This is a genomic window from Coleofasciculus sp. (assembly GCF_046539235.1).
GTDB lineage: Bacteria > Cyanobacteriota > Cyanobacteriia > Cyanobacteriales > Coleofasciculaceae > Coleofasciculus.
On sequence record NZ_JBKHHI010000174.1, the window covers coordinates 1 to 12,747 of the forward strand.

General features: G+C 45.5%; 11 protein-coding genes and 1 pseudogene. 3 read left to right on the plus strand and 9 right to left on the minus strand.

Annotated features, from left to right (window positions below; all coding sequences use genetic code 11):
* The first annotated feature begins 306 nt into the window (after positions 1 to 306).
* Positions 307 to 1,251, plus strand: a complete 945-nt coding sequence (locus tag ACLFWI_RS16205; RefSeq protein WP_446413773.1) for an alpha/beta fold hydrolase — start codon at positions 307 to 309, stop codon at positions 1,249 to 1,251.
* A 265-nt stretch (positions 1,252 to 1,516) separates the two neighbouring features.
* Here ACLFWI_RS16205 and ACLFWI_RS16210 read toward each other — a convergent pair.
* The 8 genes and pseudogenes from ACLFWI_RS16210 to ACLFWI_RS16245 form a co-directional block, all read right to left on the minus strand.
* Positions 1,517 to 1,759: pseudogene (locus ACLFWI_RS16210) on the minus strand (HNH endonuclease); the annotation flags it as partial.
* Positions 1,756 to 2,160: a hypothetical protein gene (locus ACLFWI_RS16215; RefSeq protein ID WP_006098790.1), complete on the minus strand. Its 405-nt coding sequence runs from the start codon at positions 2,158 to 2,160 to the stop codon at positions 1,756 to 1,758. The pseudogene ACLFWI_RS16210 and the gene ACLFWI_RS16215, both read right to left, overlap by 4 nt.
* 89 nt (positions 2,161 to 2,249) lie before the next feature.
* The gene (gene sppA / locus ACLFWI_RS16220; protein WP_446413774.1) at positions 2,250 to 4,064 is read right to left on the minus strand and encodes a signal peptide peptidase SppA; all 1,815 of its coding nucleotides are present in this window, start codon (positions 4,062 to 4,064) and stop codon (positions 2,250 to 2,252) included.
* A 297-nt stretch (positions 4,065 to 4,361) separates the two neighbouring features.
* Positions 4,362 to 5,384, minus strand: coding sequence for a type 2 isopentenyl-diphosphate Delta-isomerase (gene fni, locus ACLFWI_RS16225; RefSeq protein ID WP_446413775.1), 1,023 nt, complete (start codon positions 5,382 to 5,384; stop codon positions 4,362 to 4,364).
* A gap of 67 nt (positions 5,385 to 5,451) precedes the next feature.
* Complete coding sequence (gene pyrR, locus ACLFWI_RS16230; protein WP_446409069.1) at positions 5,452 to 5,991, minus strand: bifunctional pyr operon transcriptional regulator/uracil phosphoribosyltransferase PyrR; 540 nt, start codon at positions 5,989 to 5,991, stop codon at positions 5,452 to 5,454.
* Between the two features lie 307 nt (positions 5,992 to 6,298).
* A complete protein-coding gene (cbiB, locus tag ACLFWI_RS16235) occupies positions 6,299 to 7,309 on the minus strand; it encodes an adenosylcobinamide-phosphate synthase CbiB (RefSeq protein ID WP_446413776.1) in 1,011 nt (336 codons plus the stop codon).
* Entirely contained in the window at positions 7,302 to 7,694 is a 393-nt protein-coding gene (locus ACLFWI_RS16240; protein WP_446413779.1) for a GFA family protein, read from the minus strand. Before ACLFWI_RS16240 ends, cbiB begins: the two co-directional genes overlap by 8 nt.
* 27 nt (positions 7,695 to 7,721) lie before the next feature.
* On the minus strand, positions 7,722 to 8,165 hold the full coding sequence (locus ACLFWI_RS16245) for an Rrf2 family transcriptional regulator (RefSeq protein ID WP_446413777.1): 444 nt from the start codon (positions 8,163 to 8,165) through the stop codon (positions 7,722 to 7,724).
* Between the two features lie 459 nt (positions 8,166 to 8,624).
* Between ACLFWI_RS16245 and ACLFWI_RS16250 the strand changes: the two genes are divergently transcribed.
* Entirely contained in the window at positions 8,625 to 9,029 is a 405-nt protein-coding gene (locus ACLFWI_RS16250; RefSeq protein ID WP_006099102.1) for an AbrB family transcriptional regulator, read from the plus strand.
* 215 nt (positions 9,030 to 9,244) lie between these two features.
* On the opposite strand, the gene ACLFWI_RS16255 is transcribed toward ACLFWI_RS16250, so the two are convergent.
* Positions 9,245 to 10,576 (minus strand): ArnT family glycosyltransferase, encoded by a 1,332-nt coding sequence (locus ACLFWI_RS16255; RefSeq protein ID WP_446413778.1) that lies wholly within the window; start codon positions 10,574 to 10,576, stop codon positions 9,245 to 9,247.
* A gap of 447 nt (positions 10,577 to 11,023) precedes the next feature.
* On the opposite strand from ACLFWI_RS16255, the gene ACLFWI_RS16260 reads away from it, so the two are divergent.
* Positions 11,024 to 12,747, plus strand: a 1,724-nt coding sequence (locus tag ACLFWI_RS16260; RefSeq protein ID WP_446410132.1) for a cation:proton antiporter, incomplete at its 3' end; no start/stop codon positions are given.

Genomic DNA, 12,747 nt, shown 5'->3' on the forward strand with positions numbered 1-12,747 from the left:
GCTAAACCCGCCCCTACATAATTTATTACTTTTGACTGTTGAGTGTTTATGACGATTACTTCCAAATTCCCCATCCCGTCAGCAACAACTGAGTTGTCGGTTTGGTTTCGACTTCGCTCAACTCAACCAAAGGCTAAAGCCCTGACTACGAACTGTGTCACACCCCGACAATTGAATCAGGGGGAGTTTTGTTGATATGTTATCAATAAGTTAGGGCGGGTTTTGTTGTTCATTTATTGATGACAAGTCCTTTGAGTGGCTAAACCCGCCCCTACATAATTTATTACTTTTGACTGTTGAGTGTTTATGACGACTACTTCAAACTTCCCCATCGCATCAGCAACAACTGAGTTTTACAGTTGGCGTAATTATCGTTGTGCTTACGAATATTATCAGCCGAATCAGGCTAGCGATACGCCATTAGTGTTACTGCATCCAATTGGCGTCGGCTTATCCCGTTGGTTTTGGCATCGCTTTTGCCAACAGTGGTATCAAGCGGGATATTCTCAACCCATCTATAATCCAGACTTACTCGGATGTGGCGAAAGTGATATGCCCCATGTGGCTTATCATCCTACAGATTGGGCGCAACAGTTAGGTTATTTTTTACAGACTATTGTCAAAAAACCCGCCATTATAGTAGTACAGGGTGCAGAATTGCCTGTAGCCCTTTCTCTAGTTCAGTTGCCAGATGCATCAAATTATGTCAAAGGATTGGTATTATCGGGTCCACCGTCTTGGGCTGTAATGACCCAGGAAACCTCTCCATTGAAGCACAAACTTGCCTGGAATCTATTTGATTCTCCGTTTGGTAGTCTATTCTATCGCTACGCCCGTCGCCGTCAATTTTTGCGTTCATTTTCCTCGAAGCAGCTATTTGCTGAACCAGAAGATATTGATGACCAATGGTTAGACAGTCTGCAAAAGGGTGCTGTTGATACCGCTAGTCGCCACGCCGTTTTTTCGTTCCTATCTGGGTTCTGGCGACAAGACTATCAACAGGTTATTGCTTCCATTCAGCAACCGACATTTGTGGTAGTAGGCGAAGAAGCCAGCAGTATTAGTCGCGAGGGTAAATTGGAAACACCAGAGCAACGCTTAGATTACTATATCAAGCATTTGCCCCAAGGTCAGGGGTGTAAAATTGCGGGTCGAAATGTTTTGCCTTATGAGTCAACGGCTGCTTTTGTCTCGGTTGTCGGCGATTGGATTAATCAACAGAAGTTAACCGAGTTCATGGGAAAAGAATAAGGAATTAGGGGGAGGACTGATTTGATTATCTTAATAAATTATTCAAGTCCAAATAGTTGAGACAACATTGGGCGTAATTGATCCCAAGCTAGAAACCCTACAGATTTTCTGAATATAATGTGCTTTTTTCCGTCTTTAGTTGCATGAGATTTCTCACCACAGGTGATGGATTCGGTTGTTGTTCTTACCAGTGATATTTGAGGTGGGGGATATCTTACAGCGCTTTGCGCTGTAATAAAGTACAGTAGATCAAAGTCCCCCTTTAGATCCCCCTTCCGTTTAGTGGGTCTTCTGCATCGCTTTGTATCCCCTTATAACTGTTACATAGACGACAAGCTAACCATAAATTATCTTCCTCATCTGTACCTCCTTTGGCTTTAGGAATAATATGTTCAATTTCCAAAACTCCCAAAACATATTTCTGTAAACTACGACAGTAACCGCATTGGTTACCAGCTTGGGTGCGAATTTTGTCCCGCACTGTTTCCGATATCCAGCCTGTGTTCATGTATTTAAAGGTTCTCGCAAGCCTCGCTGAACTGCCTCACGTAATGCCTGAGCTTTAAGTAATAGTTTCTCTTGATAAACTTGCATCAAAGCCCACAGTTGAGAACGTTCAGCATCTGTCAGCGTTCCCGCCTGTTGATTATAGAGCAATTCGCTTAATCGTTGGTCTTGTTCAGGTGTCATCTGCGATTCAGTTAAAGCAATAACCTCCTGATTAGAAAGCGTAGCAACTGATAAACTTTCTCTATTCTCAGTCCATGCCGCTTTGGGCGTAAGCGGAGAGAAAGAAAGGTCAATGACTTGCGCCAAGACATCAGCCACATTGCGGTTAGTCATTTGGGCAAAATATTCAGCTTTTTGGTATATGTCATCTGACAAAGTTATGGTAATTTGAGTTGTCATAGTTATTTCGTTTACTTAACGACTCCTTTTATAATCCAGTCCGCGTAGGCGGACTTGGTTTGTGTAGCGATTTTAATCGCCTACTTTTCTCAATCGAAGCGCCAATTAAACGGTAGACGCGCATAAATCCCTTTCGGATCATTCAGCGCTTGTAACATTGCCAAATCCTCTTTCAATTTCATGAACTCTGCCATTAAGGGATCAGGCTGTCGCGTTTTATTACTATCATTCCCGACAAACTCTTCAATCAAACGCTCTTCCAAGGTTTGGAATCGCGGATACTCTTCTAATTTCCAATCTTCACCTAAATTTGCCTCTTTTACTGCATACTCAATCGCATCATCAAGTCCGCCAATTTCATCCACTAACCCCAACTGTTTGGCATCAATACCTGACCAAACTCGCCCCTGAGCAATTTGGGCAACTTTATCTTTGGGTAGCTTACGAGACTCGGCAACTTTGTCCAAGAATGTAGAGTAAACTTGGTCAACTATTTTTTGAATCAGGGCTAACTCTTGAGGGGTTTTGGGACGAGAAACGGTTTGGGTATCCGCAAAACGCCCTGTTTTCACGACATCCCACGTAATCCCATTTTCGTTGGCAATTTGTTGGACATTCATCAGTAATCCAAACACGCCAATCGAACCCGTTACTGTATTGGGTTCGGCAAAAATTCGGTTACCATAAGTGGAAATCCAATATCCCCCAGATGCAGCAATATCTCCCATGGAAATAATTACAGGTTTGGAGTCGCGGGTGAGTTTTACTTCCCGTTGAATAATCTCAGACGCCGTAGCACTACCCCCTGGACTATTCACCCGTAAGACAACAGCTTTTACTGAATCATCAAGGCGCAATTTCCGCATTTGTGCCGCAAAGGATTCCCCTCCCACCTCTTGGACACTTCCTTCACCATCGACGATTTCACCACTGGCATAAAGGACGGCAATTTTATTTTTAGAAGCGCGTTGATGTTCAGGTTTATCTGCGATATCCGCATAAGTAGACATAGGAATCTTGCGAAATGATTTCTCTGTTTCGCTTTCACCCGTGAGTTCCTGAAGTTGAGTGATGACTTCATCGTAATAGCCCACTTTATCAACTAAGCGGCGTCCGATCGCATCCGATGCTAAGACAATACCTTGATTATCCGCGATCGCTTGTAACTCTTGGGGCGTTACTTGACGACTTTTCCCCACCGTTGTCCGAAATTCTGACCACAAATCCTCTAGTAACGCTTGTATCTGCTGTCGGTTTTCTGGACTCAATTCTTGCAGCACAAACGGTTCCACCGCTGACTTATATTTACCCACCCGAGTCACCTGAATCCCAATGCCAAATTTTTCCAAGGCTCCAGTGAAAAACATGGGCTGAGAACTAAAGCCATTCATTTCCACGCTGCCCATGGGATTCAGGACAATTGTATCTGCGATTGAACTCAGATAATATTCTCCTTCTCCCGAATCAACATCATAAGCAATAATTTTTTTGCCGCTTTCTTTGAACCGTTCTAATGCTTCTCGGACTTCTTTTAGCGTGGCAAATCCTGTACCAATACTGGTACTTGTCTGTGATCCATCCAGGTAAAGCGCCACAATCCGGGAATCCTCAGCCGCCGCGTTTAAGGTATCGACAACCTTGCGTAATGTAATCGTGTCGGTTTCTTCTCCAGATAGTGCTTCTTCAATCGCTCGACTGGTGCTGGATGTGGGATCGGTATCCCGAACCGTTAAGGATAAGTCAAAAACCAGTATTGATTTATCTTTGACTTGGGGTCCAGTATCTCTGGATGCGGCGGTGATAATTAAACTAACCAGTCCAACAGTGCCAATACCGAAAAATAAGGTAAAACCAAGTAGGCTACCCAACATACTAGCAAGGGTTTGTGTAATGAATTTACGCATTTTCTGGTTATCCGTTATTCGTTATCTTTTGTTTATGTTTAGTTGTTTTCTGAAGCGTTTCCAATGGATTTATGATAAGAGTTGAACAGAGAGTCAAGTTTCCTAGTTCGTGGATTGAGTTGATTAATGGGTTGCTCCGTTATAGGCTTTCCTGTATGGACTTGTTTTAACCAGCGCTGAGTGTCAGACTAGGAAACTATCGCTATCCTGACGCACAACTGCTTCTATACTAACTTGAATGTCACTGACTTTAGAGTTTGTAGTAAGCGCTAAAGCGCCTACTACGAGCATTTATCCTCACTTCTGTAAGGCGTCAGATTGTTTTAATTGAGACAGATTGGCATTTCCTGTACAGAAGAGTACCGTGGTTATTTCTGCGATTAATAATTCTACGAGTTCATCCACCGCCTCTGTAGACTCGGATGCGGCTTGGAGAAAGGGAAAGGCTAATCCAGCTAAATCCGCACCCAACGCGATGGTTTTGGCAACCTCTAACCCATTGCGTAATCCACCCGAAGCGATTAGGGGGACTTCTGGGGCAATGTCTCGAATACTGGTGATACAATCGGCTGTGGGTAATCCCCAGTCGGCAAAGGTTTGTCCTAAGCGACGTTGCTTGAGATTTAATGCTCGTTCACTTTCAACTTTTGCCCAAGAGGTTCCCCCTGCACCCGCGACATCAATGGCGCTAACACCCGCGTCGAGGAGTTTCTGTGTCATGGGGGCTGAGATGCCATTGCCGACTTCTTTGGCAATCACAGGCACAGGCAACTTGCAGCACAATTTGTGTATTTTGTCAAGTAAGCCGCGAAAATTTGTATCTCCGTTCGTTTGAATACATTCCTGTAAAGGATTGAGGTGCAAAATTAAGGCATCGGCGGCTAACAGTTCCACCACGCGCAAGCATTCATCCAAGCCGTAACTGTAATTAAGTTGAACCGCACCCAAATTCGCCAATAACAGGATATCCGGTGCTTGCGATCGCACGGCAAAGGTATCCGCTACTTGTGGATTCTCTACAGCGACTCGCTGGGAACCCACACCCATGGCTAATTGATACTTTTGGGCAACTTCAGCAAGGCGAAAATTAATCGTTTGCGCCGGTTTGGTTCCCCCAGTCATGGAGGATATTAGTAAGGGTGCGCCTAAGGTTTTACCTAGAAACCGGGTAGAGATATCAATCTCATGGCGGTTGATTTCCGGTAAACAACAGTGGGTAAAGCGATAACGTTCTAATCCATTGGTGATTTGATTAAACTGCACATCTTCATTGAGACAAATTCTGATGTGATCGGCTTTGCGCGTTTGGGTTTCTGTCATCGTGCTGGAAAATGAGAACAGGGTAGGAGGGTAGGAGAGTTTGCCGCAGGTTTCAGCCAAAGATAGACTAGAATACTTTGATTAACTCCACAGCATCTCGTCCATCAAAATCTTGCAGGTAAACCTTAACTTGTTCGTCTCTAGAGGTGGGTAGCTGTTTGCCTGTAAAGTCGGGACATATCGGTAACTCACGATGTCCGCGATCGACCAGAACTAATAACTGAATCACTTCAGGTCTACCGTATTCCGTCACCGCATTGAGGGCGGCGCGAATCGTGCGCCCACTATAGATAACATCATCGACCAATACCACAATTTTGCCCGAAAGATCGCAGGAAATCTCGGTTTTCGCTGGGGTACGGACGCCAATCTGATCCAAATCATCGCGGTAGAAGGTAATATCGATCGCGCCTACCGCTACTGATTCCTGTTCTAACATTTCAATTTGCCGTCCTAGCAGCTTGGCGAGGGGAACTCCGCGAGTATAAATGCCTAAAAGGACAAGTTTAGACACATCTCCGGCGCGTTCAATCACCTCAGATGCCAAACGAGTGACAGTGCGGCGCAGTTCTTCAGGGGAGAGAATTTCAATAGTTTGAGTTGGCATTCTCGTTGCTGGTTTGATGGCGGATGGGATAGGACTAGGGGAGAGAATTAGGGAGATTGTCTAGAGGGAGTGGCTGACTGTTCACGGCATATAGTTTTGAGTAGGGGCGGGTTTAGGGACTAATATAAATTGTCTTTCCTAGTTTGGTGGCAAAACCCGCCCTTTGTTTAAGTTTGAGGTTTTGTCTTTCCTAGTTTGGTGGCAAAACCCGCCCTTTGTTTAAGTTTGAGGTTTTGTCTTTCCTAGTTTGGTGGCAAAACCCGCCCTTTGTTTAAGTTTGGGGTTTTGAGGTATGACCTTCGCTTAGCTAGTAGAGAATCGAGTTTTGATGCCATATATATAAGGATGGGAATAAATGAGAAGACTCCAGTATTGCGATCGCGATGACCAGCCAAATCAAACAGCAGTATCGGGTTAACTGTAACCCTTGGTCAATTTTGGTCGGTGTAATTGGAGCAACCGGATCACCTAAAAGGGGTTTATATTTGGCAACTCCCTGATACCAGTTGGTTCCCCCCAATTGTACGCCCAGAATAGCAGCATAAGCGCATTCACTCCAACCGGAATTGGGGCTAGGATCGCTGGTTGCATCTCGGCAGCATAAACTCCACACTTTTTGAGGTTTTCTTGACAAAAGGGCTAAGGTTATTACCGTCAGCCGACAGGGTAGCCAGGTTAAGTAATCCTCAAGTTTAGCACTGAACCACCCTAAATCTGTATAAGGTTCGCGTCGATAACCAATCATTGAATCTAGAGTGCTAGCCGCTTTATAGGCTAAAGCCAAGGGAACGCTACCCACTATCGGAAAAAATGCGCCAATAATAGCATAGAATAAGGGGGCTGTAACACCATCCGTGGCATTTTCGGCGATGGTCTCTAGAACCGCCCGAAACATTTCAGGTGCTGTCAATTTTTCTGTGTCTCGACCTACATATTGACGCAAACGAGAACGCGCTTGCTCTAACTCTCCATCAGTTAGCGGTTGTACCACATCATCAGCCGCATTTCGTAAACTGCGACCGGCAAAACAGCTTGCCAGCAGAATACTTTCACCCCCAATCCCTACCCAAGGATGAAACCAGTTTGCTGCCAACACGATGAACCATCCTGCCATTCCACTACCGATAATTAATCCTAACCCCAATCCAATTCCGGCGAGGCGGCGTTTCCAGGGACGATAAAGATTGTGAATTATCCATTGGCTAAAGTGAGAAATCAGCCAACCCATGACTTGGACGGGATGAAGCCAACCCCAAGGATCACCTATCCAGTAATCTAGACTGGCGGCAAGTAATAAAACAATGACACTTCTAGTCAATCTGGTCGCCTTTGAGCGTATCTATATTATCTTCCCAATTGGCACCATCAAACGGCACTCTGGCAAATCGAGACAGGACATCACCATCAAGACAACGCAGGTTAACATCAATCGACTGGGGATGAGAACGGGGACGATAAAAGGGGTGAATCCCACAAATACGGCAGAATGTATGTTTAGCGGTATGGGTATTAAACGTATAAGTTGTTAAAGCGTCAGCCCCACTCAATAGAGTAAACCGTTCCGGGGGTACAATTAGGTGGATGAAGCCTTTTTTGTGACAAATTGAACAATTGCAATCGATTGCCTCGTGCTGGTCAACTGTCACACGGAAACGGACAGAACCACAGTGACAGCCCCCTTGATAGGTAATCAGTTGATTCATTATGGTCATTCGAGATCAAAGCCTCTATTAAATCACAAAACTGGTTTGTTCTCCTTGAGCCGCTTGCCAACTTCGAGCATCATAGTAAAGATCGGCAAGGGTTATGCTATATAGGGCATCTTTGAGTTTTTCATGCAGTCGATGCCACAAGGTTAAAGTTACCCAGTCTTCGGCTTGAGTGGCATCTGCCTGGTGGTGGTGTAACGGTTCGATTGTTTCACCAACAGCTTCTAAAATCTGACCCAGAGAAATTTTTGCCGGTTCGCGAGCTAATTTATAGCCACCTTGAGAACCCCGTACTGAATTCACTAAATTAGCACGACGCATTTCAATCAGTAGTTTCTCTAAATATGGTGCGGGTAGATCTTGGCGCTGGGCAATCATTTTAACGGATGTTGGTCCATAACCGGGCTGTAGGCTGAGATCAAGGAGCGCTTTAACACTATAATGTCCGCGAGTTGTCAACTTCATAGGGATTGTAATCTCTCCTAGCTTGGAGTTGGTTTGAAGCTGGAGTCTAATTCAGCCAGTTTCAGGTTGGGTTGTACAGGGTTAAGAGTTGAACGGTTTTTTTTTATTGACGTCCCCGGAAGGTTGTACTGTCAAATATAACCAGGTGGGTTTTTCCTGAAGCCTGATAACGCCTCCCATCAATCCTGAGTTTTACACATCATTGGTTTTTGTTGCTGACTCGATCAACTGGAAACGCCTCACCTTATCACTCCGTATCCATGGCTGACACGTTCTCCAGTCGGCGGTTGATTTGTTAAACAGATAAATTCAACAAATATAAGCAACCAAGTTGACAGTATCCGTGTAATATAGTTCTATAGAGGATGATATAAGACCAAGATTTTGTTATCTTGGTTATGTATCAGTATAGCGAAATCGCTACCTGAGACCTCACTGTTTAGGTTTAGATTCAAGTTGATGGCTAAAAAGAAAAAAATGGAGTCCAAGATGGAACCCTTAGAGGGTCAAGCACTGCTTGAGAAAGTTAGAGAGCTAGGTAACCTCAGCAAAGAAGAAAAAGCTAGAGCCTGTGGCTACTACACCGTAACTAAAAACGATGTAGAGCGCGTCAATATGATGAAATTCCTGAATGCGCTGATTGACGCTGAGGGTATTGAATTAGATAGCAAAGCCAATGGCAATGGACGCGGGGGTAGGAGTGCGAGCTATCGCATCTCTGTGCAATCTAACGGTAATCTGCTTATTGGTTCTGCTTATACGAAACAGATGGGTTTACAACCTGGGGATGAATTTGAAATCACCTTAGGTCGTAAGCACATTCATCTCAAGCAACTTGGCGCAGAAGAGGAAATTGATGAGTAAGACTCAGGCGATGGCTAAGGAAAAGCTAAAAGCCTAAAGATGCTCCCCTATTTACCAGCATTTCAATTGGCTTGAGTCACAGTAGCAACAACAGATAAGTCCGCGTCCTAACCTGATGGTTGGGCGATAGGATTTTTATTGGAGTTGGCAAAAAAGACCCCCGTTAGAATCCAGAAGATTCAGCGGGGGATACATTGTGCTATTAGATGAAATGGCTAAGAGAAAATCCAATGAGGAGAGGTGATCAACAATAACACAGACACATACATCCCCCAAAACAAAATGAAAATAAATTGGATGTCGCGTCGAGCCACGAGGATAGCCGCGATCGCGAAGGTTAAGGCGACGGAGCTAGAAACGACAGGTAAAAGGCTTCCAGAGGTTTCTAGTAGGAAATAAACAGTAGCGGCGATTGCCCCTAAAGACATGAGACTCAATCCAAATACCCAGAGGCGAGGATAGGATTGAGAGCGGGGCGAATTCCAGGTGGCGGCAAGTTGAGCGCCACCCGCTAGGGCTAAAGCGGGGTAGATTGGTAAACTATAGGCCGATAAGGGAGACCCGATTAGACAAACGGCTCCCCCATAAACACCCGTCCAAACCAATACGAGTTTTGCCCAACCCCAATTGCGATGAGTCCAGGCCAACCCTAATCCATAAGACGCAAATAGTAACCAGGGAACCGAGAATTTTAAGAACTCCAATAGGTAATCGTAATAGCCAGTAAGAGTCCTGGGAATATTGACAGAATGCCAAAAGGGTTGTAGGGATTCTTGGATCAGATTGGCAGTGAGAAATGCTTGACCCTCAATCCAGGGTAGAGTATACCAAACAAATCCGGGGATGATACCTAATATCAAACCCAACCACCAATAGCCAGATCTGAGCAGTCTCGGCGTATCCCAGGCAATAAAAATCAAACCGATTGCCAGCAAAAGCAATCCGAATCCAATTCCCTGAGTCAGGCAAATTAAAGCGAATCCAATACCGGCTGGCAATGACCAACGAAAATCACGACGCGATCGCAACAGACATACCATCATCAGCATGACAAAGCATAACACTGCACTATTTGCGATCGCGAGACGTCCATACTGCACCACAGGTAATACAGTTAAATAAATGAAGCTTGAAAAAAGCGCATTTTGACGAGATGGGAAAATTTCTCGACCGATTCCATAGAAAAGGGGAACAGACAGAGCGCTCAGAAGGGCAGTCGGTAAGCGTGTGATCAAGGTATTATTATTCCCTGTCTTATAAGCCAAAGCAATTAGCCAATACAGTAAGGGTGGATCTTCAACATAAGATTTGTCCCCCAACGTGGGATAAAACCATTGCCAAGATGCCAAAGGCGTGGTAGTTAATTCACCAGCGACCTGATTGATCGTTTGTTCACCCCCATCTAAGAGAGGTGGACTATCCAGATTCATGCAAAATAAGAGCAAAGCGGCTAAAAGTAAGCCGAACACCCACATCCGCTCAATCCAACGTTGAGTTTTGCGAATTCGACTCTCTGAGCGTCCCGAAATAAATGTTTGACGATTCATATTTAAACGAACAAGTTAGAGTGCTGCTGGTCGCCAGTCGTTCACTTTGCTGCCATCCAACAGGTTGCCATTGCCTTCACCGTGACTCAACCCGTGGCGCGACCTAATCAAACGGTGACTTTTCAATTATGACTTTTCAGTTAAAAATAAAAAACTCTGACTACCCCGATCAGCGTAACTTTAGGAATAACTATCGTCGTGATCAAGTCAGCTAAACCTGCTGGTAGAGCGACAAGTCCACCAAAAACTGACTGGCTTATAGATAGATAGACGTAGCCGCGTTAGGATCAACGTTAGCGTCATACCCGACGGGTTAACCGAATCACTCCTGCCGCTTATTCACAGTAATATAGTTAGGCTTTGATGAACTCAACTTGCTCATGTTTTTAGATAGAGCCAATCATCAGGCATCTAGAACTCAGTCGATCACCTGCGACAAGCATACCTATGGAAGGATCTTTTGAATTAACCCTACAAATGGTCATCGCTGTCTGTGCTGGAATCAGCGCTCAGGTGATTGCCGAGTACCTAAAAGTCCCCAGCATCGTCTTCCTGCTCATCTTCGGCGTGTCTCTCGGCTCCGATGGTTTGGGTTTATTACACCCCCAAGAACTGGGAGTGGGATTGGAAGTCATTGTTGCCTTATCAGTCGCCGTAATTCTGTTTGAGGGGGGACTTAACCTCAACCTGCGCGACTTAGGCAAAGTATCAGGTTCTCTGAGAAACCTCGTCACCCTGGGAACGCTGATTACCCTGCTAGGCGGTGGGATGGCTGCCCATTGGTTAGGAGAATTTCCCTGGTCAATTGCCTTTCTCTATGCGGCTCTCGTGGTTGTGACCGGTCCTACGGTTATTGGTCCACTGCTTAAACAAGTAAAAGTAGACCGACGAGTTGCCGCCATTTTAGAAGGAGAAGGGGTGTTAATTGACCCCGTGGGGGCGATTCTATCCGTTGTTGTCCTCGATACCATTCTCAACAGCGAGGCGGGCGCCTCTGCTGCCATTGTCGGTCTAGGGTTACGCCTCAGTATTGGGGGTGTGATTGGCGGTATCGGTGGCTGGCTGCTGGGTTTATTTCTCAAACGAGCCGATTTTCTCTCAGAAGACCTGAAAAACCTGGTGGTGTTAGCCGGGATGTTAGGCTTATTTGGCTTGGCACAAACCATTCGCTCGGAATCCGGATTGATGGCAACCGTCGTCGCCGGAATCGTCGTCGGTGCGTCTTCTCTACCCGAAGAGCGGCTGTTGCGACGGTTTAAAGGACAATTAACGGTGCTTGGGGTTTCCGTACTATTCGTTCTCCTCTCCGCCGATTTGTCCATCGACAGTGTTTTTGCCTTAGGGTGGGGCAGTGTATTCACCGTTTTGGCATTAATGACCCTGGTGCGCCCGGTGAGTGTCAGTTTATGCACCTGGAATAGCGGCTTAAATTGGCGACAGAAAATCTTTTTATCTTGGATTGCGCCCAAAGGAATTGTCAGCGCTTCCGTCGCTTCCTTATTTGCGATTCTTCTCACCGAACGCGGGATTAATGGGGGAGATTCGATTAAAGCCCTGGTCTTCCTGACGATTATTATGACCGTCTTTTTACAAGGCTTAACCGCGCGTTGGGTTGCCCAATGGCTACAACTGAATCCCCAGGAAAAGGCAACAGGTGCGGTGATTGTGGGCTGTAATCCTTTGAGTCGTCTGATTGCGCGTTTGTTTCAAGAACAGGGAGAAGAGGTTGTCCTCATCGACACTGATCCCGAAGCCTGCCAAAAAGCCGAGGAGGAAAATCTGCGGGTGTTCCAAAGCAGTGGTCTAGATGTTGAGGTTTTAGAAGAAGCTGGGATTGAATCGGTGGGTACATTTCTGGCAATGACTAAGAATGGGGAAGTGAACCTAGTCTTAGCGCAACGTGCCGTGGAAGAGTTTGCGCCGCCACGAGTGGTTGCCGTATTTCCCCGTGATCCCCAAGCCAATACGACGAATAATAAAACAAAAGTCAATCAAGCCTTTGTTTCTCAACTACCGATTAAGACGTGGAACAAATATATTGTCGAGGGGCAAGTGAAGTTAGGTACAACCACGTTAAAAGAGTCGGGATTGGCATTTCAGCGAGCGCATTTACAAGCGTTGATTCGGGCGGGAGAACTGGTTCCCCTATTAATCCAACGGCAAGGGAATTT

Bases quoted from the DNA above. Each gene is read 5' to 3' on its own strand.
- ACLFWI_RS16205 (WP_446413773.1), top strand. From the start codon at position 307: ATGACGACTACTTCAAACTTCCCCATCGCATCAGCAACAACTGAGTTT.
- ACLFWI_RS16215 (WP_006098790.1), bottom strand. From the start codon at position 2,160: ATGACAACTCAAATTACCATAACTTTGTCAGATGACATATACCAAAAA.
- sppA (WP_446413774.1), bottom strand. From the start codon at position 4,064: ATGCGTAAATTCATTACACAAACCCTTGCTAGTATGTTGGGTAGCCTA.
- fni (WP_446413775.1), bottom strand. From the start codon at position 5,384: ATGACAGAAACCCAAACGCGCAAAGCCGATCACATCAGAATTTGTCTC.
- pyrR (WP_446409069.1), bottom strand. From the start codon at position 5,991: ATGCCAACTCAAACTATTGAAATTCTCTCCCCTGAAGAACTGCGCCGC.
- ACLFWI_RS16240 (WP_446413779.1), bottom strand. From the start codon at position 7,694: ATGAATCAACTGATTACCTATCAAGGGGGCTGTCACTGTGGTTCTGTC.
- ACLFWI_RS16245 (WP_446413777.1), bottom strand. From the start codon at position 8,165: ATGAAGTTGACAACTCGCGGACATTATAGTGTTAAAGCGCTCCTTGAT.
- ACLFWI_RS16250 (WP_006099102.1), top strand. From the start codon at position 8,625: ATGGCTAAAAAGAAAAAAATGGAGTCCAAGATGGAACCCTTAGAGGGT.
- ACLFWI_RS16255 (WP_446413778.1), bottom strand. From the start codon at position 10,576: ATGAATCGTCAAACATTTATTTCGGGACGCTCAGAGAGTCGAATTCGC.